At 74.7% G+C, this 26,216-nt stretch carries 23 protein-coding genes; 11 read left to right on the top strand and 12 right to left on the bottom strand.

Annotation, left to right across the window (positions count from 1 at the left end):
• Positions 1 to 6 precede the first annotated feature (6 nt).
• Entirely contained in the window at positions 7 to 924 is a 918-nt protein-coding gene (locus IE219_RS03765) for an ACP S-malonyltransferase (RefSeq protein WP_189975067.1), read from the bottom strand.
• Positions 925 to 1,013: 89 nt separating this feature from the next.
• Positions 1,014 to 2,195: a fatty acid biosynthesis transcriptional regulator FasR gene (gene fasR, locus IE219_RS03760; protein ID WP_189975066.1), complete on the bottom strand. Its 1,182-nt coding sequence runs from the start codon at positions 2,193 to 2,195 to the stop codon at positions 1,014 to 1,016.
• 82 nt (positions 2,196 to 2,277) lie between these two features.
• Between fasR and IE219_RS03755 the strand changes: the two genes are divergently transcribed.
• On the top strand, positions 2,278 to 2,931 hold the full coding sequence (locus IE219_RS03755) for a pirin family protein (protein ID WP_189975065.1): 654 nt from the start codon (positions 2,278 to 2,280) through the stop codon (positions 2,929 to 2,931).
• 83 nt (positions 2,932 to 3,014) lie between these two features.
• Here IE219_RS03755 and IE219_RS03750 read toward each other — a convergent pair whose 3' ends face one another.
• Positions 3,015 to 4,181 (bottom strand): L,D-transpeptidase, encoded by a 1,167-nt coding sequence (locus IE219_RS03750; RefSeq protein ID WP_189975064.1) that lies wholly within the window; start codon positions 4,179 to 4,181, stop codon positions 3,015 to 3,017.
• A gap of 215 nt (positions 4,182 to 4,396) precedes the next feature.
• On the opposite strand from IE219_RS03750, the gene IE219_RS03745 reads away from it, so the two are divergent.
• From IE219_RS03745 to IE219_RS03725, 5 genes are read left to right on the top strand one after another with little or no spacing between them, the layout of a single operon-like run.
• On the top strand, positions 4,397 to 5,593 hold the full coding sequence (locus IE219_RS03745; protein WP_373298760.1) for a lipid II:glycine glycyltransferase FemX: 1,197 nt from the start codon (positions 4,397 to 4,399) through the stop codon (positions 5,591 to 5,593).
• The gene (gene murJ, locus IE219_RS03740; RefSeq protein WP_189975531.1) at positions 5,590 to 7,197 is read left to right on the top strand and encodes a murein biosynthesis integral membrane protein MurJ; all 1,608 of its coding nucleotides are present in this window, start codon (positions 5,590 to 5,592) and stop codon (positions 7,195 to 7,197) included. The genes IE219_RS03745 and murJ overlap by 4 nt, the downstream gene beginning before the upstream one ends.
• Positions 7,198 to 7,254: 57 nt before the next feature.
• Positions 7,255 to 7,938 (top strand): response regulator, encoded by a 684-nt coding sequence (locus IE219_RS03735; protein WP_189975063.1) that lies wholly within the window; start codon positions 7,255 to 7,257, stop codon positions 7,936 to 7,938.
• Complete coding sequence (locus tag IE219_RS03730; RefSeq protein ID WP_373298759.1) at positions 7,935 to 9,533, top strand: ATP-binding protein; 1,599 nt, start codon at positions 7,935 to 7,937, stop codon at positions 9,531 to 9,533. The genes IE219_RS03735 and IE219_RS03730 overlap by 4 nt, the downstream gene beginning before the upstream one ends.
• Complete coding sequence (locus tag IE219_RS03725; RefSeq protein ID WP_189975062.1) at positions 9,530 to 10,150, top strand: hypothetical protein; 621 nt, start codon at positions 9,530 to 9,532, stop codon at positions 10,148 to 10,150. Before IE219_RS03730 ends, IE219_RS03725 begins: the two co-directional genes overlap by 4 nt.
• A gap of 15 nt (positions 10,151 to 10,165) precedes the next feature.
• On the opposite strand, the gene IE219_RS03720 is transcribed toward IE219_RS03725, so the two are convergent.
• Positions 10,166 to 10,993, bottom strand: a complete 828-nt coding sequence (locus IE219_RS03720) for a serine hydrolase domain-containing protein (RefSeq protein ID WP_189975061.1) — start codon at positions 10,991 to 10,993, stop codon at positions 10,166 to 10,168.
• Positions 10,994 to 11,044: 51 nt separating this feature from the next.
• Here IE219_RS03720 and IE219_RS03715 point away from each other — a divergent pair, with 51 nt between their 5' ends.
• Together IE219_RS03715 and IE219_RS03710 are read left to right on the top strand one after the other, a co-directional pair.
• Positions 11,045 to 11,473, top strand: coding sequence for a MerR family transcriptional regulator (locus IE219_RS03715; RefSeq protein ID WP_189975060.1), 429 nt, complete (start codon positions 11,045 to 11,047; stop codon positions 11,471 to 11,473).
• Positions 11,470 to 12,516 carry an aldo/keto reductase gene (locus tag IE219_RS03710; RefSeq protein ID WP_189975059.1) on the top strand — a complete coding sequence of 349 codons (1,047 nt, stop codon included), beginning with the start codon at positions 11,470 to 11,472 and terminating at the stop codon, positions 12,514 to 12,516. Before IE219_RS03715 ends, IE219_RS03710 begins: the two co-directional genes overlap by 4 nt.
• Before the next feature lie 23 nt (positions 12,517 to 12,539).
• On the opposite strand, the gene IE219_RS03705 is transcribed toward IE219_RS03710, so the two are convergent.
• The 7 genes from IE219_RS03705 to IE219_RS03675 form a co-directional block, all read right to left on the bottom strand.
• Positions 12,540 to 13,736 carry an acyltransferase family protein gene (locus IE219_RS03705; protein WP_189975058.1) on the bottom strand — a complete coding sequence of 399 codons (1,197 nt, stop codon included), beginning with the start codon at positions 13,734 to 13,736 and terminating at the stop codon, positions 12,540 to 12,542.
• Complete coding sequence (locus tag IE219_RS03700) at positions 13,733 to 14,716, bottom strand: alpha/beta hydrolase (protein ID WP_189975057.1); 984 nt, start codon at positions 14,714 to 14,716, stop codon at positions 13,733 to 13,735. The genes IE219_RS03705 and IE219_RS03700 overlap by 4 nt, the downstream gene beginning before the upstream one ends.
• 145 nt (positions 14,717 to 14,861) lie before the next feature.
• The gene (locus tag IE219_RS03695; RefSeq protein ID WP_189975056.1) at positions 14,862 to 15,539 is read right to left on the bottom strand and encodes a response regulator; all 678 of its coding nucleotides are present in this window, start codon (positions 15,537 to 15,539) and stop codon (positions 14,862 to 14,864) included.
• Positions 15,540 to 15,637: 98 nt separating this feature from the next.
• Complete coding sequence (locus IE219_RS03690; protein ID WP_189975055.1) at positions 15,638 to 17,011, bottom strand: sensor histidine kinase; 1,374 nt, start codon at positions 17,009 to 17,011, stop codon at positions 15,638 to 15,640.
• 127 nt (positions 17,012 to 17,138) lie between these two features.
• Complete coding sequence (locus tag IE219_RS03685) at positions 17,139 to 18,014, bottom strand: DUF4429 domain-containing protein (protein ID WP_189975054.1); 876 nt, start codon at positions 18,012 to 18,014, stop codon at positions 17,139 to 17,141.
• 65 nt (positions 18,015 to 18,079) lie between these two features.
• Complete coding sequence (locus tag IE219_RS03680) at positions 18,080 to 19,303, bottom strand: alpha/beta hydrolase (RefSeq protein WP_189975053.1); 1,224 nt, start codon at positions 19,301 to 19,303, stop codon at positions 18,080 to 18,082.
• Between the two features lie 99 nt (positions 19,304 to 19,402).
• The gene (locus tag IE219_RS03675; protein ID WP_189975052.1) at positions 19,403 to 20,089 is read right to left on the bottom strand and encodes a TetR/AcrR family transcriptional regulator; all 687 of its coding nucleotides are present in this window, start codon (positions 20,087 to 20,089) and stop codon (positions 19,403 to 19,405) included.
• A gap of 250 nt (positions 20,090 to 20,339) precedes the next feature.
• Here IE219_RS03675 and IE219_RS03670 point away from each other — a divergent pair, with 250 nt between their 5' ends.
• Positions 20,340 to 21,833, top strand: coding sequence for an MFS transporter (locus IE219_RS03670; RefSeq protein WP_373298774.1), 1,494 nt, complete (start codon positions 20,340 to 20,342; stop codon positions 21,831 to 21,833).
• 145 nt (positions 21,834 to 21,978) lie between these two features.
• Complete coding sequence (locus tag IE219_RS03665; protein WP_189975050.1) at positions 21,979 to 22,392, top strand: peptidase inhibitor family I36 protein; 414 nt, start codon at positions 21,979 to 21,981, stop codon at positions 22,390 to 22,392.
• 86 nt (positions 22,393 to 22,478) lie between these two features.
• On the opposite strand, the gene aceE is transcribed toward IE219_RS03665, so the two are convergent.
• Complete coding sequence (gene aceE / locus IE219_RS03660) at positions 22,479 to 25,211, bottom strand: pyruvate dehydrogenase (acetyl-transferring), homodimeric type (RefSeq protein ID WP_189975049.1); 2,733 nt, start codon at positions 25,209 to 25,211, stop codon at positions 22,479 to 22,481.
• A gap of 453 nt (positions 25,212 to 25,664) precedes the next feature.
• Between aceE and IE219_RS03655 the strand changes: the two genes are divergently transcribed.
• The gene (locus tag IE219_RS03655) at positions 25,665 to 26,087 is read left to right on the top strand and encodes a DUF3052 domain-containing protein (RefSeq protein ID WP_189975048.1); all 423 of its coding nucleotides are present in this window, start codon (positions 25,665 to 25,667) and stop codon (positions 26,085 to 26,087) included.
• Positions 26,088 to 26,216: the final 129 nt, after the last annotated feature.

Below are 26,216 nucleotides of genomic sequence, written 5' to 3'. Positions count from 1 at the left end.
TCCTCGTCAGACGGCCGTGTGCTCGGCGACGAGCGTACGGGCCGCGTCCAGGTCGTCGGGAGTCTTGAGCGCCACCGTGGCCACGCCGGGCATCGCGCGCTTGGCGATGCCGGTGAGGGTGCCGCCGGGGCAGACCTCGACCAGCGCGGTGGCGCCGAGGCTCCGGAAGGTCTCCATGCACAGGTCCCAGCGGACCGGATTGGCGACCTGGCCGACCAGGCGGGAGAGGACCTCCGCGCCGGTGCCGACGGCCCGGCCGTCCTTGTTGGAGACATACGTCACGTTCGGATCGGCCGGGGCCAGCTCCTTCGCCGCCCGCTCCAGGGTGGCGACCGCGGGGGCCATGTGGTGCGTGTGGAAGGCGCCGGCGACCTTCAGGGCGATCACCCGGCGGACGCCCTCGGGCTTGTCCGCCTCCAGGGCGGCCAGCTGCTCCAGGGTGCCGGCGGCGACGATCTGGCCCGCGCCGTTCACGTTGGCCGGGGTCAGGCCGAGCTTCTCCAGGTGCGGGACGGTCACCTCGGGGTCGCCGCCGAGCAGGGCCGCCATGCCGGTCGGGGCGATCGCGGCGGCGTCGGCCATCGCCAGGCCGCGGGCGCGGACCAGCTTCAGGGCGGCGGTGGCGTCGAGGACGCCCGCCAGCGCCGCGGCGGTGAACTCGCCGACGCTGTGACCGGCGATCGCGCCGGGGGCGGTCTCACCGAGGGCGGCGGCGGAGAGGAGACCGGCCGCGACCAGCAGTGGCTGGGCGACGGCGGTGTCGCGGATCTCGTCCGCGTCCGCCTTCGTGCCGTAGTGCACGAGGTCGAGCCCGATCTCCTCGGACCAGGCCGCGAGGCGGTCGGCGGCACCGGGGAGTTCGAGCCAGGGGGTCAGGAAGCCGGGCGTCTGGGCGCCTTGGCCGGGAGCGACGAGTACGAGCACCCTCACACTCTCTCTTGGGGACGGTGTCCCGCGCCCGTGAGGACAGGGACGAAGAACCGTCGGGGGAATTGTCGGTGTCCCACAAAAGTCTAGGACGGCTGATCCGCGTCGGCCAAGCGTCCGAGGATGAGCGCGATTCGCAGGGTGAAGGCGGATCGGACATCGGAGGGTGACCAGCCGGTGACGTCGGTCACACGTCGAAGCCGGTAGCGCACGGTGTTCGGGTGGACGAAGAGCATCCTCGCCGCGCCTTCCAGGCTGCTGGCCTGCTCCAGGTAGACACTCAGAGTTTCCAGCAGGGCCGAGCCCGCTTCCTCCAGCGGTCTGTAGATCTCCTCCACCAGCTGCTCGCGGGCCGACGGGTCGGAGGCGATGGCGCGCTCCGGCAGGAGGTCGTCCGCGAGCACCGGCCGGGGTGCGTCCTGCCAGGCCGTGCACGCCTTCAGGCCGGCCGCCGCCGCCTGCGCGGAGCGGGTCGCCGCCAGCAGGTCGGGCACCACCGGGCCGGCCACCACCGCCCCCGGCGCGTACGGCCCGATCAGCGCCTTCGCCACCGCCAGCGGATTGTCGGAGCCGCCCGCGATCACCACCAGGCGGGCGCCGAGGACCCCGGTGAGCACCTGGAGCTTGGCGTGCCGGGCGGCCCGCCGGATCGCCTCCACGGTCAGCTCGCTGTCCCCGTCGGGGGCGGTGCCGAGCACCACGCAGACGTGGTCGGGGGAGTTCCAGCCGAGCGCGGCGGCCCGCGAGACGGCGCCCTCGTCGGCCTCCCCGGACAGCACCGCGTTGACCACCAGCGACTCCAGGCGGGCGTCCCAGGCGCCGCGCGCCTCCGCCGCCTGCGCGTAGACCTGGGCCGTCGCGAAGGCGATCTCCCGGGCGTAGACGAGCAGCGCCTCGCGCAGCACCGACGCGTCGCCGGGCGCGGCGACCTCGTCGATGGCCGCCTCCATCACCTCGATGGTGGTGCGGACCATCTCCACGGTCTGCCGCAGCGTGATCGCCCGGGTCAGCTCGCGCGGCGCGGTCCCGAAGACGTCCGTCGAGATGGCCTGCGGGGTCTCCGGATGCCGGAACCACTCGGTGAACGCGGCGATGCCCGCCTGCGCGACCAGGCCGATCCACGAGCGGTTCTCGGGCGGCATCGCCCGGTACCACGGCAGCGTCTCGTCCATGCGGGCGATGGCGTTGGCGGCCAGCCGCCCGGAGGACTGTTCGAGTCGCTTCAGGGTCGCGGCGTGGGGATGAGCGGCGTTCGCGGGTTCAGACACGGGGACAAGACTGCCTCATCCGGGCGCCGACGTGCGGGGTCGGGGCGGTTTCGCCGCCGGTCGCCGCGCTACCGTACGTGGGGTGATACGCATCCAGCGCGCCGGCGAGCGGTATCCGGGCGGCGACCCCGAGGCCGGTGTCGAGACCCGGCACGCCCTGTCCTTCGGGCCGTACTACGACCCCGACAACCTCCGCTTCGGCCCGCTCCTCGCGGTCAACGAGGAGCGGCTCGCGCCGGGCGCCGGCTTCGGTGAGCACCCGCACTCCCACACCGAGATCGTGACCTGGGTGGCGGAGGGCGAGCTCACCCACCGCGACTCGGCCGGGCACCGCACGACCGTCCGCCCCGGCGACCTCCAGCACCTCTCCTCGGCGGCCGGCGTCCGGCACACCGAGCGCAACGACGGCGCCGCCCCCCTGGTCTTCGTCCAGATGTGGCTGGCCCCGCGCGAGCCCGGTGGGGAGCCCTCGTACGAGCTGGTCCGCGAGCTTCCCGGCCGGTACGCGCTGCCCGCGGCGGGCGCCGTCCTGCATGTCCACCGCCCGGCGGCGGGCGAGGAGGTGCCGCTGCCCGACGCGGCCGCGCTGTACGTCCACGTGGTCCGGGGGAGGGTCGCCCTGGGCGGTACGGCCCTGGCGGCGGGCGACGCGGTCCGGGCCACCGGGGAGCGGGGCCTCGTCCTCGCGGCGGCGGACCCGGCCGAGGTGCTGGTCTGGGAGTGCGCCGCCCCCTGAGACCGCGCCGCTTCCCGGGGCCGCGCCGGTCGGGCCGGGCGCAGCGGGCGCGGCGGGCGCGGCGCGGCTCAGCGCAGCGCGGCTCAGCGCAGCGCGCTCTTGGCCCGCCACTTCGCCCAGGGGGTGTTCCACGCCCCGTAGCCGTTGCCCTCCGCGACCACGCCCTTCGTGTCGCCGCCGCTGATCTCGAAGGGGTCGCCGACGCGGACCGCGTCGTAGAAGGACCGGGCGTCGGCCGTGCTCATCCCGATGCAGCCGGAGCTCCTGTTGGCGCGGCCGAAGTACGCCGCGTTCCACGGCGCCGCGTGCGTGTACATGCCCGACCAGGTCAGCCGCATCGAGTAGTCGACCATCTTGTCGTAGGCGTCGCCGAGCCCGACCGTCTCCGAGTTCATCCGGATCGTGCCCTCCTTCGCCATCAGCACGGCCGTTCCCCGCCAGGACCGCTTGTCGCCGCCGGGCGTGCCGCCGGAGACCGGGACCGTGCGGACCGTCCGCCCGTCCCGCACCAGGGAGAGCCGCTTGGCGTCGAGGTCCACCTTCACCACCTGCGCCGCGCCGATCGTGAAGGAGGTCCGGTAGTCCCGTACGAACCAGCCGCCGCCGGAGTCCGTCCCGTTGAGGTCCGCCTCCAGGACGACCCTCGTGCCCGGCTTCCAGTACTCCCGGGGCCGCCAGTCGACCCGGTCGCGGCCCGAGTGGTCGGTGATCCAGCCCCACGAGCCCTCGGTGCCGTTCGACGTCGTGACCTTCAACTGCCGTTCCACGTCGGCCTTCCGGCGCACCGGCCGGTCGAAGACGATCGACAGCGGCTGCCCGATGCCGACGGTGGTGTCCTTCCCGGGCGCCAGCGTCAGCCGGTTGACCGCCCCGGCCTTCTGCGTGGTGAAGGCGGACCGCGTCGTCGTCTCCTTCCCGCCGGTGCTCCGCGACACCACCGCGACCGTGTACGACGCCCCCGGCGCCGCCTTCCGGTCCGACGTCCAGCGGGCCCCGCCCGCCGCCGCCCGGCCCGCGAGCCGGCCGCCCGCCGCGTCGGTCACCGTCACCGACGCCAGCGTCCCGCCGGACGCCGTCACCGTCACCTGCTTCCCGGCCGCCGGGGCCACCACGGACACCTTCGGGGGCGCCCCGTCCGCCGCGGCCGACGGGGCGGCGGGACCGCCCCCGGACCCGGCCGAGCAGGCGGTGAGGGAGACGGCCAGGGCGACGGCGGCCAGCACGGGCCGGGACGGGCGTATGGACGGCACGGAGCACCTCCGGGAAGAGGAAGGAAAGGGCGGGATGCCCGGACTCTAGGCGCCCCCGGGGCCCCCGCGGCGGCCCGCGGACCCCTGTGACGGCAGCTGCGGAGAAACGGTCACCGTCCCGTCACACACGCCGCGCGGACCGGTCTCATCCGGCTGTGAGCCTGCTGTCCGCCGCGCCACCGAGGCACGGCCGCGACCCCGAGGAGGCTCCCGCCGTGTCAGCGCTGCTCCTGACGCCCGCACCCGTGAAGCACCGGGGCGCCCGCCCGCCCGCCGGACCGCTCCGGCTCGCCACCGTCACCCCGGAGGCGTACCGCGCCTTCCTCGCCGCCCGGACCGGACCCGAAGGTCCCAGCTTCCTCCAACTGCCCGCCTGGGCCCGGGTCAAGGACGGCTGGTGCCACCAGCTCGTCGGCTGGGGACCCGCCGACGGCGGCCTCACCGGCGTCGCCCTCGTCCTGCTCCGCGCCTTCCCCGGCACCCGCAAGTACTTCGCCTACCTCCCCGAGGGACCCGTCGCCGACTGGGCCGACCCCGACCTCGACCACTGGCTCGACCCGCTCCTCGCCCACCTGCGGGCCGCCGGCGCCTTCGCCGTCCGCATCGGCCCCACCCCCGCCCACCGCCGCTGGCACGCCGCCACCGTCAAGGCCGCCACCGGCCCCGGCCGCCGCCTCGGCGACGCCCTCGCCGACGAGGTCGACCCGCTCGGCACCGCCGTCGCCGAACGCCTCCGCGCCCGCGGCTGGAAGCGCTGCGGCGGCGACTCCGAGGACGGCGCCGACGCCCAGCCCCGGCACGTCTTCCAGGTCCCGCTCACCGGCCGCACCCCCGACGACCTGTGGGCCGGCCTCAACCAGGAATGGCGGCGCAACGTCCGCAGGGCCCGCAAGTCCGGCGTCGAGATCACCCTCGGCTCCGCCGCCGACCTCCCCGAGTTCCACCGCCTGCTGCGGATCACCGAGGAGCGCGACGGCTTCCGCCTCGGCCGCTCCCTCGCCTACTACGAGCGCCAGTACGCCGTCCTCAACGCCGAGCACCCCGGCCGCATGAAGCTCTACCTGGCCCGCCACGAGGGCGAGATCCTCGCCGCCCACACCATGATCACCGTCGGCGGCCGGGTCTGGTACCAGACCGGCGCCTCCGCCGACCACCGCCGCGAGGTCCGCCCCTCCAACGCCCTCCAGTGGCGCATGCTCCTCGACGCCCACGCCCTCGGGGCCGACGTCTACGACCTGCGCGGGGTACCCTCCACCCTCGATCCGGACGACCGCGCCCACGGGCTGCTGCGCTGGAAGCTCGGCACGGGCGGACAGGTCGTCGAGACGCTGGGGGAGTGGGAGACACCGATGCACGGCACGACCAACCACGCGCTGTACCGCGCCTTCCAGGCGTACCTGGCCCGCCGGTGACGACGCTCGCCCCGCCGCCCGCACCCCCGAAGAAGCCGTCCGCGCTCCGCAGCGGCGCCGTCATGGCCGCCGGCTCGCTCGTCTCCCGCGCCACCGGCTTCGTCCGCGCCGCCGTCGTCGCCGCCGCGCTCGGCGCGGGCCTGGTCGCCGACGGCTACGCGGTCGGCAACTCCGTCCCCACCATCGTCTACACCCTGCTCCTCGGTGGCGCCCTCAACGCCGTCTTCGTCCCCGAACTGGTCAAGGCCGCCAAGGAGCACGAGGACGGCGGCGCCGCCTACACCGACCGGCTCCTCACCCTCTGCGGGCTCGCCCTCCTCGTCCTCACCGCCGGCGCCGTCCTCGCCGCGCCCGCCCTCGTCGACGCGTACACCGACTACACCGGCGGCCAGCGCGACCTCACCATCGCCTTCACCCGCGCCTGCCTGCCGCAGATCCTCTTCCTCGGCCTCTTCACCCTCCTCGGCCAGGTCCTCAACGCCCGCGGCCGGTTCGGCGCCATGATGTGGACCCCCGTCCTCAACAACGTCGTGGCCGTCGCCGTCTTCGGCCTCTTCCTCGCCGTCAGCGACGGCGGCGCGCTCACGGCGGGCGAGACCGCCCTCCTCGGCTGGGGCACCACCGCCGGCATCGCCGCCCAGGCCCTCGCCCTCCTCCCCTCGCTGCGCGCCGCCCGCTTCCGCTTCCGGCCCCGCCTCGACTGGCGCGGCAGCGGCCTCGCCGCCCCGCTGCGCGCCGCCGGCTGGCTCGTCCTCCTCGTCCTCACCAACCAGGCCGCCTACTGGGTCACCACCTGGGTCGCCACCTCCGCGGGCGCCGGCGCGGGCACCGGCGGCGCCGGCCTCGCCGCCTACAACAACGCCTACCTGCTGTGGGCCGTCCCGCACGGCATCGTCACCGTCTCCCTGGTCACCGCCCTCATGCCCCGGATGAGCGGCGCCGCCGCCGACGGCGACCTCGCCGCCGTCCGCCGCGACATCGGCTACGCCCAGCGCACCACCGCCGCCGCCGTCGTCCCCGCCGCCTGCGCCCTCTTCGCCCTCGCCGTCCCCCTCATGTCGGTCGTCTTCGGCTACGGCGCCACCGGCGACGCCGACGTACGGGCCATGGCCTGGACCCTGATGGCGCTCGCCCCCGGCCTGATCGCCCTCTCCGGCCAGTACGTGTGCACCCGCGCCTTCTACGCGCTCCGCGACACCCGCACCCCCTTCCTGCTCAACCTCGTCATCGCCGGTCTCAACGCGCTCCTGGCGCTCGCCGCCCACCAGTGGCTGCCCACCCGCTGGACCGTCACCGGCATGGCCGCCGGGTACTCGCTCGCCCTCTGGGCCGGCTGGGCCCTCACCGCCCGCGTCCTGCGCCGCCGCCTCCCGGCCGCCGACGGCGGCTCCGGCCCCGGCCGGCTGCTGCTCGCCGCCGTCCCCGCCGCCGGATACGGCCTGGCCGCCGCCGAGGGAACCGCCCAGGCCGGGGCCGTCGTCTCCGGTCTCGCCGGGGCCGCCGCCGTCCTCGCCGTCTTCGTCCTCCTCGCCCGTCCGCTGCGCCTCACCGAGGTGTCCGCGCTCCTGACGGCCGCCACCGCCCGGCTCGCCCGCCGCGCCTGACCCACCCCGCCCGGGGCTCCCCGCCGGGACCCCCGCCGACCTTGGGATACTCCACGAATGCCCCGCGTGCTCCTCATCGAAGACGACCCCTCGGTCCGCGAAGGCGTCGAGCTCGGCCTCCGGCGCCGCGGCCACGAGGTGCGCACCGCCGCCACCGGCGAGGCCGGGCTCGCCGCCCTCGGCGAGTTCCGCCCCGACCTGCTGCTCCTCGACCTCATGCTGCCCGGCATGAACGGCGTCCAGGTCTGCCGCCGCGTCCGCGAGGGCAGCCAGCTCCCGATCATCATGCTCACCGCCCGGGGCGACGACTTCGACGTCGTCGTCGGGCTGGAGGCGGGCGCCGACGACTACATCGTCAAACCCGCCCGCACCGAGGTCATCGAGGCCCGCATCCGGGCCGTGCTGCGCCGCATCGAGGACCTCGGCGGCGGCCGCCCGGCGGTCGAGCACCACGGCGCCCTCGCCGTCGACCGGGCGGGCCTCACCGTCGCCAAGGACGGCGAGCGGATCGCCCTCGCCCCCTCCGAGCTGAAGCTGCTGCTCCACCTCACCGCCGCCCCCGAGCAGGTCTTCAGCCGCCAGCAGCTCCTGGAGCACGTCTGGGAGCACAACTACCACGGCGACGCCCGGCTGGTGGACGCCTGCGTGCGGCGGCTGCGCGCCAAGATCGAGGACACCCCCGGCGAGCCCCGCTACATCCAGACCCTGCGCGGCTTCGGCTACCGCTTCGGACCGCTGTGAAGACCTGTGTGAACCCGGCCGGCCCGGCGGCGGGGGAACCGTCCGGCACCCCGGGCCGCCGCTTCCGGCGCGGCCGGACCCGCCGCGCGGAGCGGACGGCCGCACCGGAGCCGGAGCGCACGCCCGCGCCGGACACGCGCGCCGCGCGGCGCGCCCGGCGCCGCCGCCCCCGCCCCTTCGGCCTGCGCACCCGCCTGGTCCTCGCCTTCCTCCTGGTCGCCGCCGTCGGCTGCGGCACCACCGCCGCCCTCACCTACCGGGCCGCCCGCAACGCGATCCTGGAGCAGACCCAGAACACCGCCGTCTCCGCCTTCCGCCAGCAGGTCGACGACCTCAACCTCGCCCTGCCCCCCGACCCGGACTCGCTGCGCGACGCCCTCATGCGCATCGCCCGCCAGGGCAAGCCCCGCCCCTGGCGGGTCTACGCCGAGTACGGCTCCCTCCGCGTCTCCTCCACCGACCGCCCCACCTCCAGCGTCATCACCCCCGAACTGCGCGACCGCGCCCACGCCCGCACGGCCACCCCGCAGGCCGGCTTCCAGCGGGTGGTCAAGGGCCGCGTACCGTATCTGACGATCGCCGTGCCCGCGGTCTTCCGCACCGACGCGGTGGCGGGCGCGGGCCAGCCCACCGGCCTCGTCGTCTACGCGGTGATGGAGCTGGGCGAGGAGGAGGCGAACATCGAGGCCCTGGTCACCGCCGCCCGCGACGGCGCGCTGCCCGCGCTCGCCGTCGCCCTCGTCCCCGCGCTGATCGCCGCGCGGGGCGTCCTGCGGCCCGTACGCGAACTGCGCCACGCCGCCCACAGCATGGGCCGGGGCCGCCTCGACACCCGCATCCACGCCAAGGGCAGCGACGAACTCGCCGACCTGGCCCGCACCTTCAACGAGTCCGCCGCCGAACTGGAGCGCTCCGTCACCGAGCTGCGCCGCGCCGAGGCCCGCGCCCGCCGCTTCGCCTCCGACGTCTCGCACGAACTGCGCACCCCGCTCGCCGGGATGCTCGCCGTCACCGAGGTCCTCGACGAGGACGCCGGCGCCCTGGACAGCGACACGGCCCGCGCGGTCCGGCTGATCAGCGCCGAGACGGTCAAGCTCGCCGTGCTCGTCGAGGACCTGATGGAGATCTCCCGCTTCGACGCCCGCGCCGCCGAGCTCCACACCGACCAGGTGGACGTCGCCGACTGCGTCCGCAGGACCCTGGCCGGCCGCCGCTGGACCGACCCCGCGCAGGTCGTCCCGCTGCTCGCCGAGGGCGTCCGGGCCGACCTCGACCCGCGCCGCTTCGACGTCGTCGTGGCCAACCTGGTCGGCAACGCGCTCCGGCACGGCGCCGCCCCCGTCACGGTCCGGGTGCGCGCGGAGGGGGACACCCTCGTCACGGAGGTCTCCGACCGGGGCCCCGGCATCCACCCCGACGTCCTGCCGCACGTCTTCGACCGCTTCTTCAAGGCCGACCCGGCCCGCGCCCGCTCGGCGGGCAGCGGCCTCGGCCTGGCCATCACCGAGGAGAACGTACGGCTGCACGGCGGCACCGTCGAGGCCGCCAACGGACCGGAGGGCGGCGCCGTGTTCACGGTCCGGATCCCGCTGTGACCCGGCGGGCCGCCCGGCTCGCCCTGTGCGCCGCCGGACTGCTGGCGCTCGCCGGCTGCGGCATCCGGGGCAGCGACGTCGTGGAGGCGGGCGGGGCGCCCACCGTCGTCGTCGCGCCCTTCCCCGAGAGCCGGCTGCTGCTGTACTTCCTCGGCCCCGACGGGCGGCTGATGCCGGTCTCCCGGGACGTCGGCCGCATCGGCGTGCCGGTCCCCACCCGGAGCGGGCCGGGCGGCGACCCGGACGCCGCGACCGGGGAGACCGTCCCCTTCGACGGCTTCGGGCAGGGGTACGAGATCGACGCCGGCCATCCGTACGCCGCCGGCATCGCCCCGGCGAAGGCGCTCGCCGCGCTCTTCGCCGGACCCCGCCCGCCCGAGCGCGCGGCCGGCCTGACCACCGCACTGCCCCCGGACGGCCTGCGGGCCGCCCAGGTCAGGACCGACGGGCCGGACGGCCTCCTGATCCGGGTGGGCTTCCCGGTCCGCTCGCTGCCGCCCGGCGCGGTCGGGCAGCTGGTGTGCACGATGGCCTTCTCCGCCGACCGCTCCGGCACCGCCCGGGTGACCGTCACCGGCACCGACGGCTCGCTGCCCGCCTCCTCCTGCGAGGTCTGAGCCCCCGCCCCCGGGTCAGCGGCGCAGGTCGGCGAGGACCGCGTCGGTGAACGGCGGCCACGCCTCGACCGCCCACGGCCCGAACGCCCGGTCCGTCAGCGCCACGCACGCCGCCCCCGCGTCCGGGTCGACCCACAGGAAGGTCCCGGCCTGGCCGAAGTGGCCGAACGTGCGCGGCGAGGACGCGGCGCCCGTCCAGTGCGGCGCCTTGCCGTCGCGGATCTCGAAGCCGAGCCCCCAGTCGTTGGGCCGCTGGTGCCCGTAGCCCGGCAGGATGCCGGTGAGGCCGGGGTACGCGACCGTCATCGCGTCCAGCACCGTGCGGGCGTCGAGCAGCCGGGGCGCCTGCACCTCGGCCGCGAACCGCACCAGGTCGTCCACGGTCGACACCGCGTCCTTGGCGGGGGAGCCCTCCAGGCTCGTCGCCGCCATGCCCAGCGGCTCCAGGACCGCCTGGTGCAGGTAGTCGGCGAAGGGGATGTCGGTGGCCTTGGCGACCAGGTCGCCCAGGACCTCGAAGCCGGTGTTGGAGTAGATCCGGCGGGTGCCGGGCGCGGCCTGGACGCGGTTCTCGTCGAAGGCGAGCCCCGAGGTGTGCGCCAGCAGGTGGCGCACGGTGGCGCCCTCCGGACCGGCCGGCTCGTCGAGGTCGATCGCCCCCTCCTCGTACGCGACGAGCACCGCGTACGCCGCCAGCGGCTTGGTCACCGAGGCGAGCGGGAAGCGGTGGCCGGTGGGGCCGTGGCTCCCGGCCACCGTGCCGTCGGCGCGGACCACGGCCGCCGCCGCGGTCGGGACGGGCCAGTTCTCGATCGCCGCCAGGCTGGGCACGCTGCTGTTCATGGAGCCGAGCCTACTTGCTTGAAGTGCACTCCAACCTTTTAGCGTGGGGGCATGAGCGTGACCGAGAGCGTCCAGAGCGTCGAGAGCACGACCGCGCCGCGGGGGAAGGACCGCTACACGATCAGCGAGGTGGCCGCCCTCACCGGCCTCACCGCGCACACCCTGCGCTGGTACGAGCGGATCGGCCTCATGCCGCACGTCGACCGGTCGCACACCGGGCAGCGGCGCTTCACCGAACGCGACCTCGGCTGGCTGGCGTTCGTCGGCAAACTGCGGCTGACCGGGATGCCGGTGGCGGACATGGTCCGCTACGCCGAGCTGGTCCGGGAGGGCGACCACACCCACGCCGAGCGCCGGGCCCTCCTGGAGTCCACCCGGAGCGACGTCGTGCGCCGGATCGCCGAGCTCCAGTCCACGCTCGCCGTGCTCGACCTCAAGATCGACCACTACGGAACCATCTGCGGAGGCGTTTCCCCATGAACGACGGCACCGGCACCACCGGCGGCACCGGAAAGATCGACACCGTGCGCCTCGGCGGCCCCGACGGCCCCGAGATCGGCGTCCAGGGCTTCGGCGCCATGGGCATCAGCGAGTTCTACGGCGCCACCGACGAGGCCACCGCCCGCGACACCCTCGACGCCGCCCTGGAACAGGGCGTCACCCTCATCGACACCGCCGACATCTACGGCAGCGGCGCCAACGAGGAGTTCCTCGCCCCCTTCGTCGCCGCCCACCGCGACGAGATCGTCCTCGCCACCAAGTTCGCCATCGAACGCGACCCCGCCCGCCCCCAGCACCGCGGCATCCGCAACGACCGCGCCTACATCCGGCAGGCCGTCGAGGGCAGCCTGCGCCGCCTCGGCACCGACACCATCGACCTCTACTACATGCACCGCCGCGACCCCGCCGTGCCGCTCGCCGAGTCCGTCGGCGCCATGGCCGAACTGGTCGCCGAGGGCAAGGTCCGCCGCCTCGGGCTCAGCGAGGTCACCGGTGCCGAACTGCGCGAGGCGCACGCCGTGCACCCGATCGCCGCCCTCCAGTCGGAGTGGTCCCTCTTCTCCCGGGACGTCGAGCGCTCCGCCGTGGCCGCCGCCGCCGAACTGGGCGTCACCTTCGTCCCGTACTCGCCGCTCGGCCGGGGCTTCCTCACCGGCGCCTTCGCCGACGCGGGCAAGGACCTGTCGAAGGACGACTTCCGCCGCCACCAGCCCCGCTTCACCGGCGACAACGCCGCACGGAACGCGGCCCTCCTCGACCCGGTCCGTAAGATCGCCGCCGCCCACGGCGCCACCCCCGCGCAGATCGCCCTCGCCTGGGTCCAGCAGCGGTCCGCCGTCCACGGCCTGACGGTCGTCCCCATCCCCGGCACCCGCCGTCGCGCCCGCCTGGAGGAGAACGCCGCCGCCACCCGCCTCACCCTCACCGACGCCGAACTCGCCGCCCTGGAACCGATCGCGGGCCTCGTCGCCGGCGACCGCTACCCCGACATGAGCTTCACCTCGGTCTCCCGCGAGGGCTGACCGCCGCCCCCGGCCGGGGGACCTCACGCCAGGCCCAGGGCGAAGACCGCGAAGCCCGCCGCCAGCAGGCCCGCCAGCGCCCGGCGGGCCGGGCCGGTGCGCGCCCACGGCGACTCGAAGCCGCGCGCGTACCGGCCGATGAGGACCAGCAGCCCGGCGAAGACCGGCATCCAGGCCAGCCGGGCCAGGATCCAGCCGACCGAGTCGGGCGCCCCCACCAGGCCGGGCACCTCGCCGAGGAAGGAGGCGGGCACCGCCGCCGCCAGCATCGCCGTCTGGTGCCAGCACAGGATCGTCATCGCCGACAGGTTGACCACCACGACCGGCGCCCACAGCGCGGGCCGCGCGAGCAGCCGGCCCAGCCGGTCCCGCAGCAGGACCGCCGCGCCGCTCTGCGCGGCGGCCAGCGCGAGCACCAGCAGCGACGGCGGGTGCGAGTTGGTCCGCGCCTCGCCCGGCACCCCGACCATCGACGCCGGATAGCCGAAGACCAGCAGCAGCGCCGCGAACAGCGCCGCCCCGCCGGCCAGCAGCGCCCACGCGTGCCGCCGCGTCACCCGGCCCTCGCCCCAGGCCACCCCGAGCTGGTACGCGAACAGCCACCCCGGCAGGATGTTCAGCAGGCTCAGCCAGGACGGCACCGCGTCCGCGTACGGCCCGTACCGCAGGAAGTCGACCACGGCGACCGAGCCGAGCAGCGGCGCCGCCGACCACGCCCCCAGCCGCCGCGCGGCCCGCGCGCACAGCGGCGTCAGCGCCGTCACCACCGTGTACACACCGACGAACCACAGCGGCTGGACCACCAGCGTCGACGCCGTCCGCAGGGTGTCCACCGGCACCCCGAACCCGTGGTGCAGCACCGGCAGCAGCACCGCCCACACCGCCGTCACCCCCAGCACCGGCCGCCCCAGCCGGGCCAGCCGGCCGCCCAGCCAGGCCCGCGCGGACCCCTTCCGCCGCCGGTAGGACAGCACCGAGGCGTACCCGCCGACCAGGAAGAAGATCCCCAGCATCTGGAGCACCCAGCTCGCCGGAGCCAGCGCCCCGAACGCCGACAGCGGCGAGGCGTTGTGCAGCGCCCCGTCGGCGGAGCGGGTGAAACCGCCGAGCAGCCAGTGCCCGGTGGGCACCGCGAGCAGCGCCAGGGCGCGCAGCCCGTCCACCGCCCGGTCCCGATGGGCCGGCGTGCCCGCCTCGATCTTCTGTACGAGGGTCCTCATCGCGCGTCCCCCTCCGCGATCGCGGCGAAGGCGCGCAGCGAGGAGGTGCCGGGCGCGAAGTACCCGTCGTGGCCGACCGCGTCCGCCGCGGGCACCCGCCGCGCCCCGAACTCCGGCGCCGTCGGGTCGGGCCCGTGCCCGTACCCCGCCACCGCCACGTTCGGCACCCGGTCGATCCAGTCCGTCGGGTCCTTCGCCGCCCACACCCGGGCCGTCGTCCCCAGCGCGGCCGCGTTCGCCGCCCGCATCCCCGGGGAGCCGAACACCACCAGGTCCTTCGCCTTCAGCCGGTGCGCCGCCAGCCCGCAGACCACCGAGCCGTAGCTGTGGCAGAACAGCGAGGGCGCGTTTGCCACCCCGGCCGCCCGCAGCCCCTCCGTGAACCGGACCAGCCGCCCGGCCCCCGCCTCGGCCAGCTCCCCGGCGGCGGCGTCCGGGCCCACTCCGACCGGGGTGGTGTAGCCGGCCCAGGCGACGACCGCGGTCCGCCCGCCGGTCGCCTCCCGCAGGGCGGTCGCCTTCCGGGTGAGCGACTCCATCCGGCCCGCGTCCACGTCGGACCCCGGTACCAGCACCGCCACCCGCCGGGCCCGCGCCAGGTCCCCGTAGACCAGCACCGCCTGGCCGCGCCCGCGCGGATCGTAGGCGAGGACCCGCGCCCCCGCGAACCGGCCCGCCGCCGTCCGGGCGTTGGCCGCGTAGCGCAGCTCCAGCGGCGCCCCGTCCAGGTTCCCGACCACCGACGGGTGGGCCAGGACCAGCGCCCGCCGCTCCGCGGGCCCGAGCCCCGCGAAGAACCGGGCCGTCCCCGCCGGGTCCGTCCGCTCCGGGTCCGGCAGTCCGGCCGCCTTCCACGCCGCCGTCCCCGGCGGCGGTCCCGTCACCGGCTCCTGGGCGCTCCCGGCCGCCCAGCCGGCCGTCCCCGCGACCACGGCCCCCACCACGACGGCGGTGACCAGACCCCTGGTGAAGCGACGCATCGTTCCCTCCCTCTCGCTCGGCCCTCGGTGGGCGAGAGGAAGGTAGGAAGGAGACGGGTGACGGCACGTCACACCGGGGGGCCAACTCCCGTCCCGTACCCGGGTAGGGGGTGGACGAGCGGCCCACCCCCGGCCCGGGGTGGGGCTAGCCCCCGGGGGTCACCAGGCCCGACTCGTAGGCGAAGACCACCGCCTGGGCGCGGTCCCGCAGGTCCAGCTTGGCGAGCACCCGCCCGATGTGGGTCTTCACCGTCTGCTCGGCCAGCACCAGGCGCTGGGCGATCTCCTGGTTCGACAGGCCCCGGGCGATCAGCTCCAGCACCTCGGTCTCACGCGGCGTCAGCCCGTTGAGCCGGAGCGCCGTCACGTCCTTCCGGGCCGCCGGGCGGGTGGCGGCGAAGTCGGCGATCAGCCGCCGGGTCACGGACGGCGCCAGCAGCGCGTCGCCCGCCGCCACCACCCGCACGGCGGCGATCAGGTCGGCCGGCGGCGCGTCCTTCAGCAGGAAGCCGGACGCCCCCGCGCGCAGCGCCTCGTACACGTAGTCGTCGACGTCGAAGGTGGTCAGCATCAGCACCCGGGGCCGGTGGGTCACCCCGGCCGGCGGGTGCAGGATCTCCCGGGCCGCCGCCAGCCCGTCCAGCTCCGGCATCCGCACGTCCATCAGGACCACGTCGGGGTGGACGGCCCGCGCCACCTCGATCCCCCGCCGCCCGTCCGGCGCCTCCCCCACCACGTCGATGTCGGCCTGCGCCGCGAGCAGCGCGGCGAACCCCGCCCGCACCATGGCCTGGTCGTCGACGATGATCACCCGAATGGTCACGCGGCACCTTCGTTCACTGGACGGCTTCCCCCGCCGACCTTAGGCGGTCCGCCGCCGGACCCCCGGCCTCCTTCCCGGCCCGGCCCGCGCCGCCCCGGTCAGGCCGGTCCGGGGCGGTGCGGGCCGGGGTCCGCTGCGGAGGCCGGGTCCGGGTCCGGGGCCGTGAGCGGGAGGCGGGCGGCGACGCGGAAGCCGCCGTCCGGGAGGGGGCCGGTGTCCAGGGAGCCGCCGGTCAGCCGGACCCGCTCCCGCATCCCCACCAGGCCGTGCCCGGTGCCCGCGCCGCCCTCCAGCGGCACGGCCGGCTCCGGCGCGGGCCCGTTGACCACGAGGACCATCAGCTCGCCCGGTTCGTCGGCGCGCACCGACACCCGGGTCGGCGCGCCCGGCGCGTGCCGCACCACGTTGGCCAGCGCCTCCTGCACGATCCGGTACGCGGAGAGCCCCACCGCCTGCCCCACCCCGGCCCGCCCGTCGGCCAGGTCCGCCGCCAGCGACAGCTCCGCCGGCACCCCGGCCCGTACGGTCGCCTCCACCAGCTGCTGGAGCCGGTCGAGGCCCGGCTGCGGGGCCCGCTCGCCCTCGCCGCCGTCGCTGCGCAGCACCGCGAGCAGCCGCCGCATCTCGGCCAGCGACTCCCGCGCGCCGCCCGCGATCGACGCGAACTCCTCGCGGGCCGCCTCCGGCAGCCCCGGGATGCGGTACGGCGCGGAGTCCGCCTGCACGGTGATCACCGACATGTGGTGGGCGACCACGTCGTGCAGCTCGCGCGCGATCCGGGCCCGCTCCTCCAGGAGCGTGCGGCGGGCCCGCTCGGCCTCGCTGATGGTCTCCTGCTCGGCCAGCAGCCGCCGCGCCTCGCCCCGCGCCCGGAGCGAGGAGGTGAGCAGCAGCAGGACGCCGCTGAGGACGAAGAGGAGCGTGGTGATGCCGGGGTCGCCGTACGGCCGCAGGACCTCCAGGAGGTAGCCCGCCGCGCCGGTCGCCAGCCAGACCCCGATCAGGGTGCGGCGCGGTTCGCGCAGCCCGAGCGCGAGCATCAGCGCGCAGTACCCGACGACGGCGGGCGGGGTCCACGGCCACAGCTGGGCGCGGGGCCCGTCGGAGGCGAGGAGGACGAAGGCCCCCACCACGTCGGCGGGCAGCACCACCCACCAGGCCCGCAGCGGCCGGGTGAGGGCGAGCAGCAGCGGCGCGGTCTGCGCGGTGCCGAGCGCCCCGGCCAGCGCGCCGGGCACGTCGTAGTCGTGGATGAGCAGGTGGACGGTGACCGGGAGCAGGGAGGCGACGAGCGCGACCCCGATCCCGTACGGCAGCAGCCGCACCCACCGCGAGGACGCCCCCGCGAAGGGGGCGCTCCCGGCGGGGGCGGGTTCGGTGAAGGCGGCTTCCAGGGCCCGCAGGGCGGCCCGCGACCAGCCGCCGAGCCGTGCCGCGAGCCGTGCCGCCGGCCGCTTCTCGATCGCTTCCATGACGGGCCAGCCTAGGTTCGGTACGGCGGCCCCGTCGTCGTACCAGGGGGGTGGTCGCGGGGGAGACCGGGGTATGACACCGGGCGCCGTCGGCGGGACCTCCCGGGCGGGACCTCCCGGGCGGGCCCTACAGCTCGGCGAGGAGTTGCGTTTTCTTCGCCGCGAATTCCTCGTCCGTCACCAGTCCCGCCCGGTGCAGTTCGCCCAGGTGCCGAATCCTTTCGGCAACGACGCCGGGGTTTCCGTGCGCCGCACCGCGCGCGCCCGCCGGGACCGGCGCGCGCTCCTTGCCGCGGACCGCCGCGAGGACCGCCGCCGCGAACGGGAGGGACTCGTGCACGGCGCCGTACCCGAGCCCGAAGACGACCGACGCCGGGTCGTGGTCGGGCCGCTCCGCCGTCACCTCGGCGCCCCGGAGGAGCAGCCGGAGGCACCCGCCGGGGGCGTCCGGCGTGCGCCACTCGACGCCGCTCAGCTCCCGCACCGGATAGAACCGGTCGCCGCTCTTCCACTTCTCCGAGGTGGCCCCGGTCGAGGACCAGCGGAAGGAGACCTCCGACGACCCGTCGAAGACGGCCTTCCCGTCGTACGCCTTGAAGGAGAGCGGCCCCTGCGGCGGGGCGACGAGGAAGCCCCCCTCGCACCGCTCCTCCGGGTCCGCCGGGCCGGGCGGGACGAGCGCGGCCAGCTCCTCGCGCCAGTGCGCGGCGAGCGCCTCCCGGTCGCCCGGCAGCGCCAGCCGGTACGGGTCGCACGTCTCCTTCAGCTGCCCCGCCGCCGCCGTCATCAGCGGATCGGCGCCGGGCCGGGGCACGGCGTGCAGCACGACGGTGCCCCGCCTGCCCGGCGTGAGCGTCACCGAGGCCAGCGCCTCGTACGGCACGCGTCGTTCGCGCAGCGTCTGGAACAGTCTCGGCGTGCGGATCCCCCGTTCGAAGCGGATGACGAGGGCGTCGCTCTCCAACTCCCAGGTGGCATGATTTCCGGCCAGCACCTCACCCATGCGCCTCATCGTATGCGGCGCGTGGCTCCGCGTCGCCCCTCGGAACTGTCCTGAAATTCCGTGATCTACGCGCGTCCGGACCCCGGGCCGCCGGAGATTCCCCCGCGGCAGGCGCTGTCGGCACGTGCGCAGACCACGCGGCCGAAAGCCCCCGCCCCTATCGCGGCGAAGTTGGCGAGGCTCTCCGTGCCGGGAGTGAAGTAGCCGGTGTGGCCCTCGGCACCGGCCGCCGAGAGGATCCGCGCCCCGAACTCCGGCTCCACCGGGTCCGGTCCGTGCCCGATCCCGCCGACCTCCAGGTGGGGCACGTCCGCTATCCAGTCCCCGGCGTCCCGCATCGCCCAGACCCGGGCCCGGGTGCCCAGGTCGGCCGCCGTCTCCGCGCGCATCCCGGGGCTGCCGGCCACCGCCAGGTCGGTCACCCGGTCGGGCAGCCGGGACGCGGCGAGGCCGCAGAGCACGGAGCCGTAGCTGTGGCAGGCGAGCGCGATCCGGGCGGTGCCGGGCAGGCCCTCGGTCAGCCGGACCAGCCGGTCGGCGCCGAGCGCGGCGAGCCGTCCGGTGGCCGCGTCCACGCCGACCCGGGCGGGCGCCGTGTAGTCGGCCCAGGCGATGACGGCGACCCGGGTGCCGGGCGCGGTGCGGCGCTCGGTCTCGTACAGGGCGCGGGCCATGCCGACCGGCGCGGTGTACGGGCCGCCGGTCTTCTGGAAGGTGAGCAGGTTGGTGTCGACGCCGGGCACGACCACCGTCACCCGCCGGGCCCGGTCCAGGTCGCCCAGGACCTCGGCGACGCGTCCCGTACCGGTCGGGTCGAAGGCCAGGACGTGGCGGCCGGGCGCCAGCAGGGAGGCGAGGCGGTCCACCCGGCGGCGGGCCTCGTGCCGCCCCTCGGGGGTGAGCCGGGGGTCGTACGGGCGGGCCCGCTCGGCGGCCAGGGTGCGGGCGAGGGCGGTCCGGTTGGCGCGGTAGCGCAGCGCGGGCGGCGCCCCGTCGAGGTTGCCGACGACGAGCGGGTGCCGGTCGGCCAGCCCCCGTGCGCGGGCCGGGCCGAGGGCGGCGAACCAGGCCGCGACGGTACGGGGCGGGGCGGCGGCCGGGTCGGGCGGCGGCCCGCCGCCGGTGCGCTCTCCCGCCCAGGCGGCGAGCGCGGCCTCCATGGCGGTCCCGGACGCCTGCCGGTGGCGGACGGTGGTCCAGCCGGTGGTGGCGAGCATGACGAGGACGACGCCCAGCACGAGGAGGGTGCGCAGGACGACGAGGGACGGCGGGGCGTCGGCGGAGGTCACGGGCCGACACCCTAGACGGCGAAGGTGACGGGTCCGGCGCCCCGGCCGCCGGAGCGGATCGCTCCGGTGACCTGCGCCGGAAGGCGTTCCCGGGGCCGCTCAGACCCCCGTGCGCGGCCCGCGCCAGTGCGGGGCCAGGGCGGGGCCCAGTTGGTCGAGGTACCGCTCGGTCAGGTTCCGGATGCCCTCCAGCGTGGGGTCCGTCCCCTTTCCCCAGATCTGTCCGGTGACGCGCATCACTCCGCAGAAGGCGGCCACGGCGATCCGGGGGCGCGGGTCGGCGTCCACGTCCAGCCCCTCGCGCTCGGCGAGCAGCCGGGCGACGCCCTCCTCCATCTCGCTGGAGAGGCGCAGGTGGACGGCGAGCAGCGCCGGGGTCGACTCGATCATGAGGAAGGTCCGCAGGTAGAGGTCGACCGGCACGATCCGGTCGATGACCTCGCCGACGCTGTCCCACGAGCCCAGCACGGCGTTGCGCATGGCGTCGAGGGGGCCCTCCTCCGGCGGGCGCAGGGCGAGGGAGCGGACGAACTCCTCCTCCACCATCCGCTGGACGGCGAAGGCGACCTCCTCCTTGGAGGAGAAGTAGCGGAAGAAGGTCCGCTGGGAGACCTCGACGGCGTCGACGATCTCGTCGACGGTGGTCCGCTCGTACCCCTGCTCGGTGAACAGCTCCAGGGCGACCCGGATGAGGGCGTCGCGCGTGCGCTGCTTCTTCCGCTCGCGCAGGCCGAGCGCGGGCGGCCCGGGGGCACGCACGGTCAAGGGGGCCTCTTTCGTTCGCATGTGCTTGTCGGGGGGAGGAATCGGGATCTTTTCCCTGTTCAGGGTACCTGTGAGCTATATGACAGTTACCGGCGCATGAATCGCTTTGTCAATTGTCAGTCACTGTCACTAGCCTGCTTTCATGACTAGTCAGATCACAGTGGAAAAGGCCCCGCAGGGCCAGGGGGGCGCCGGGGAGCCTGGTCCGGCCCCGGCGAAGGGCCTGCGCGGCCACCCTTGGTTGACTTTGTTTGCCGTTGCAGCAGGCGTGATGATGGTCGCCCTCGACGGCACCATCGTGGCCATCGCCAACCCCGCCATCCAGGCCGACCTCGGCGCCTCCCTGGACCAGCTCCAGTGGATCACCAACGGCTACCTGCTCGCGCTCGCCGTCGCGCTGATCACCGCCGGAAAGCTCGGTGACCGCTTCGGCCACCGCCAGACCTTCCTCATCGGCATCGCGGGCTTCGCCGCCGCCTCGGGCGCGATCGGGCTCTCCGACTCGATCGCCGCCGTCATCGCCTTCCGCGTCCTCCAGGGCCTCTTCGGCGCCCTGCTCATGCCGGCCGCCCTCGGCCTGCTCCGCGCCACCTTCCCCGCCGAGAAGCTGAACATGGCCATCGGCATCTGGGGCATGGTCATCGGCGCCTCCACCGCAGGCGGCCCGATCCTCGGCGGCTTCCTCGTCGAGCACGTCAGCTGGCAGTCCGTCTTCTTCATCAACGTGCCGGTCGGCGTCCTCGCGCTCGCCCTCGGCCTGCTGATCCTCAAGGACCACCGCGCGGAGAACGCGCCGCGCTCCTTCGACGTCCTCGGCATCGCGCTGCTCTCCGGCGCGATGGGCCTGCTCGTCTGGAGCCTCATCCAGGCCGGCGCCGAGTGGGGCTGGACCAGCGCCAACACCTGGGGCTGTCTGATCGGCTCCCTGGTCCTCTTCGGGATCTTCGCCCTCTGGGAGACGAAGGTCGCCGAACCGCTCATCCCGCTCGGCCTGTTCCGCTCCGTGCCGCTCTCGGCCGGCGTGGTGCTGATGGTCCTGATGGCCTTCGCCTTCATGGGCGGCCTGTTCTTCGTGACCTTCTACCTCCAGGGCGTGCAGGGCCTCGGCCCGATCGACGCCGGTCTGCGGCTGCTGCCGCTGACCGCCATGATGATCGTCGCCTCGCCGCTGGCCGGCGCGCTCATCACCAAGTTCGGCCCGCGGGTCCCGCTGGTCGGCGGCATGGTCTGCACCGCCGCCGCGATGTTCGGCATGATCACGCTCTCGGCCGGCACGAGCACGCTGGCCATGTCCCTCTGGTTCGCCCTCCTCGGCCTGGGCCTCGCCCCGGTCATGGTCGGCGCCACCGAGGTCATCGTGGGCAACGCGCCGCTGGAGCTCTCCGGCGTCGCCGGCGGCCTCCAGCAGGCCGCCATGCAGGTCGGCGGCGCGCTCGGCACCGCGGTGCTCGGCGCGGTCATGGCCTCCAAGGTCTCCACCGCCTTCGGGGAGAACTGGAAGGCCGCCGGCATCCCGGTCCCGCCCGACCCGCGCCTCCAGGAGGCCGCCGAGTTCGGCATGGCGCCCGCGGGCATGGACAAGGCCCCCGGCATGACCGAGGAACTCGCCGCGAAGATCGCCGATGTCATCCACGACACCTTCCTCGACGGCATGGGCCTGGCCTTCACCGTCGCGGGCGTCGTCGCGGTGGTGGCGGCCCTGGTCGCGACGCTCACCAAGCGCGGCGCGAACGCGCAGTCGGGCATGGGCGGCGGCCACATCTGACCCCTCCCGCGCCCCCGGGCGCGCCCTGGGCTTCCGTGGGGGCCGTCACCCGTTCGAAGGAACGGGGGCGGCCCCCCTTCCGTTCGGGGCCCGCCCTGCCCCATGCTCGTGATTACAGAGAGTGACGACATGGGGGATGAACTGCATGAACAAGAGGATGACGACCGTGCTCGCGGGACTGGCGGTGCTCCTGCCCGCCCTCCCCGCCACCGCGCCGACCGCGTCGGCGGCCCCGGCGGTGACCCCGGCCCCGGCGGTGACCGTGCCCGCCGCCGCCCTCGGGGCCTGCGGGCCCGGACGGCTCTGCCTGTGGCCCCGGCCCGACTTCAAGGGCCGGCCGTGGACGTACGAGCTGGCCTCCACCGACATCGAGAGCTGCGTGGCCCTGCCGGCCGGGGTCACGGCCCAGTCCCTCGCGGTCCGCACCGGCCGCCCGGTCACCGCGTACCAGTCGGAGCGGTGCGCGGAGACGGGCGAGTTCGAGACCTACCCGGGCAAGGGCACCTGGGTCCCGCAGACGCCGTACGAGGTCAGGGCCTTCAAGCTCTGGGAGCGTTGACCGGCGCCAGGCCCGGACGTGCCGAAGGGCGGCGGGACCACCGGTCCCACCGCCCCTCACCAGGCGTTACGCGCCGTCCGGGCGGCTCAGGCGTCGCCGCCCGCGGCGCCCGGGTCGGCGGCGGCCACGTCCAGGAGCTGGTAGCGGTCCACCGCCTGCTTCAGGACCGCCCGGTCCACCTTGCCCGCGCGCGCCAGCTCGGTCAGCACCGCCAGCACGATCGACTGCGCGTCGATGTGGAAGTACCGGCGGGCGGCGCCCCGGGTGTCCGCGAAACCGAAGCCGTCCGCACCGAGGGAGGTGTACGCGCCGGGGATCCAGCGGGCGATCTGGTCCGGCACCGAGCGCATCCAGTCCGAGACCGCCACGAAGGGGCCCTCGGCGCTCTGGAGCTTGCGGGTGACGTACGGGACGCGCTGCTCCTCGTCCGGGTGGAGCAGGTTGTGCTCCTCGACGGCCACGGCCTCGCGGCGCAGCTCGTTCCAGGAGGTCGCGGACCAGACGTCGGCCCGCACGTTCCACTCCTCGGCGAGGATCCGCTGCGCCTCGACCGCCCACGGCACGGCGACGCCGGAGGCCATGATCTGCGCCGGGATCGCGCCGGCCTCGCCGCGCCGGAAGCGGTGGATGCCCTGGAGGATGCCCTCCACGTCCACGTCCTCCGGCTCGGCGGGGTGCTGGATCGGCTCGTTGTAGACCGTCAGGTAGTAGAAGACGTCCTCCGCGTGGGGGCCGTACATCCGGCGCAGGCCGTCCTTGACGATGTGCGCGATCTCGAAGCCGAACGCCGGGTCGTACGCGATGCACGCCGGGTTCGTCGACGCGAGGAGGTGCGAATGGCCGTCGGCGTGCTGGAGGCCCTCGCCGGTCAGTGTGGTCCGGCCGGCCGTGGCGCCGAGCACGAAGCCCCGCGCGAGCTGGTCGGCCATCTGCCAGAACTGGTCGCCGGTCCGCTGGAAGCCGAACATCGAGTAGAAGACGTAGACCGGGATCAGCGGCTCGCCGTGGGTGGCGTAGGCCGACCCGGCGGCGATCAGCGAGGCCGTGCAGCCGGCCTCGGAGATCCCGTCGTGCAGCATCTGGCCGGTCGGGGACTCCTTGTAGGCCAGGAGGAGTTCGCGGTCCACCGCCTCGTACTGCTGCCCCAGCGGGTTGTAGATCTTGGCGCTCGGGAAGAAGGAGTCCATGCCGAAGGTGCGGTACTCGTCCGGGGCGATCAGCACGAAGCGCTTGCCGATCTCCTTGTCCCGCATCAGGTCCTTCAGCAGCCGGACGAAGGCCATGGTGGTGGCGATCGACTGCTGGCCCGAGCCCTTGCGGACCGCCGCGTAGGTCTTGTCCTCCGGCAGCGCCAGCGGCTTCGCCCGCACGACGCGGGTCGGCACGTAGCCGCCGAGCGCGTTGCGGCGGTCGTGCATGTACTGGATCTCCTCGGAGTCCCGGCCCGGGTGGTAGTACGGCGGCAGGCCGGACTCCAGCTCCTTGTCGGTCACCGGGATGTGCAGCCGGTCCCGGAAGCGCTTCAGGTCGTCGACCGTCAGCTTCTTCATCTGGTGGGTGGCGTTGCGGCCCTCGAAGTTGGGGCCGAGGGTCCAGCCCTTGACGGTCTGGGCCAGGATCACCGTCGGCTGGCCCTTGTGCGTCTTGGCCGCCGTGTAGGCCGCGAAGATCTTCTTGTGGTCGTGGCCGCCGCGCCCGAGGTGCAGGATCTGCTGGTCGGACATGGACTCGACCATCGCCCGCAGCCGGTGGTCGTCGCCGAAGAAGTGGTCGCGGATGTACGAGCCGGTCTCCGTGGCGTACGTCTGGAACTGCCCGTCCGGCGTGGTGTTCAGGCGGTTCACCAGGACGCCGTCCCGGTCCTGGGCGAGCAGCGGGTCCCAGGAGCGGTCCCAGATCAGCTTGATGACGTTCCAGCCGTTGCCCCGGAAGATCGACTCCAGCTCCTGGATGATCTTGCCGTTGCCGCGGACCGGGCCGTCGAGGCGCTGGAGGTTGCAGTTGACGACGAAGGTGAGGTTGTCGAGGCCCTCGCGGGCCGCGATGGAGAGCTGGCCGAGCGACTCGACCTCGTCCATCTCGCCGTCGCCGAGGAAGGCCCACACGTGGGACTTGGCGGTGTCGGCGATCCCGCGCGCCTCCAGGTACCGGTTCATCCGGGCCTGGTAGATCGCGCCGAGCGGGCCGAGGCCCATCGACACCGTCGGGAACTCCCAGAAGTCCGGCATCAGCCGCGGGTGCGGATAGGACGACAGCCCGTTCGGGTACTTCGACTTCTCCTGGCGGAAGCCGTCGAGCTGGGTCGCGGTCAGCCGGTCGAGGAGGAAGGCGCGGGCGTAGATGCCGGGGGAGGCGTGCCCCTGGAAGAAGATCTGGTCGCCGCCGTCGCCCTCGTCCTTGCCCCGGAAGAAGTGGTTGAAGCCCACGTCGTAGAGGGAGGCGGAGGAGGCGAAGGTGGCGATGTGGCCGCCGACGCCGATCCCGGGACGCTGGGCGCGCGAGACCATCACGGCCGCGTTCCACCGGGTGGCGTTGAGGACCTTGCGCTCGATCTCCTCGTTGCCGGGGAAGAAGGGCTCGTCCCTGGTGGCGATGGTGTTGACGTAGTCCGTGCTGCGCATCTCGGGCACGGCCACGCGCTTCTCGCGGGCGCGCTCGATCAGTCGGAGCATCAGGTAGCGGGCCCGTTCCCGGCCCCGCTCGTCGACCGCCGCGTCGAGGGAGTCGAGCCACTCCCGGGTCTCTTCGGGATCGAAGTCCGGGACCTGGCTGGGAAGGCCGCCAATGATGATCGGGTTGCGATCGGATCCGGGAGCCACGCTGTTCCTTCGCTGGTCGGGGGGAGCCCCACGAGGGAGGTACCCCGTTGGGGCCGGGATGTCCCGATGCCGGGAGGTCCATCGTGTACCCGGCCCGAGTCACACGTCATCTTTACCGAGAGGCGGTCCTCCCCGCGCCTTTCGCGTGTACGCAGTGCGGTCAAATCGCAACCTTACGCCCAATCCGCGCATGCGTTCCGGTAAAGCGTTCGGCAGACTGAGGGCAGACTGGAGACGTAGAAGCCCGCGAAGCGGGACGAATCGCGCACCCTTGATCACGGAGTGCTGTCGAAATGTGCCGGAAGTTGCGGCGAGACAGCCCCAAACGTCACCGTTTCGGCGGTCTCGGCGGCCGGGTACTTGCGCGATCCGCCCCGTCACGTGTGGACTACGGCCAGCGCCGCGCGCATGCGCGGCCCGAGCATTTTCCGATACACGATCAGGAGGCAAGCCGTGAGCGCGACCGCGGACCACGCGGAGGAGCGGACCAACCCGGCGGCGAGGCTGGGGTTCGAGCCCGGACAGGTGGTCCAGGAGATCGGTTACGACGACGACGTCGACCAGGATCTCCGTGAAGGCATCGAGTCCACCACCGGCCAGGAGCTCGTGGACGAGGACTACGACGACGTCGCCGACGCCGTCGTCCTCTGGTTCCGCGACGAGGACGGTGACCTCACCGACGCACTGGTGGACAGCATCGGTTTCCTGGAGGACGGCGGCATCATCTGGCTGCTGACTCCGAAGACCGGTCGCGACGGCTACATCGAGCCGAGCGACATCAACGATGCCGCGCAGACCGCCGGTCTCTCCCAGACCAAGAGCATCAGCGTCGCCAAGGACTGGGCGGGCAGCCGACTCGTCGCCCCGAAGCGCTGACCTCTCCACCGCGCGTAGCCCCCGCCGCACCCCGGCGGGGGCTTCCGCTTTTCCCGCCCCCTGCCCGCCCGACCGCCCTCCGGCGCGCCCACCCCACCGCCCGCCCGGCGCCCCGCCCCCCAGCGCGCC

Source organism: Streptomyces termitum, from assembly GCF_014650175.1.
Classification (GTDB): Bacteria; Actinomycetota; Actinomycetes; order Streptomycetales; family Streptomycetaceae; genus Streptomyces; species Streptomyces termitum.
The sequence above is the reverse complement of the archived record's forward strand: the minus strand, read 5'-3'. Positions and strand labels throughout refer to the sequence as shown.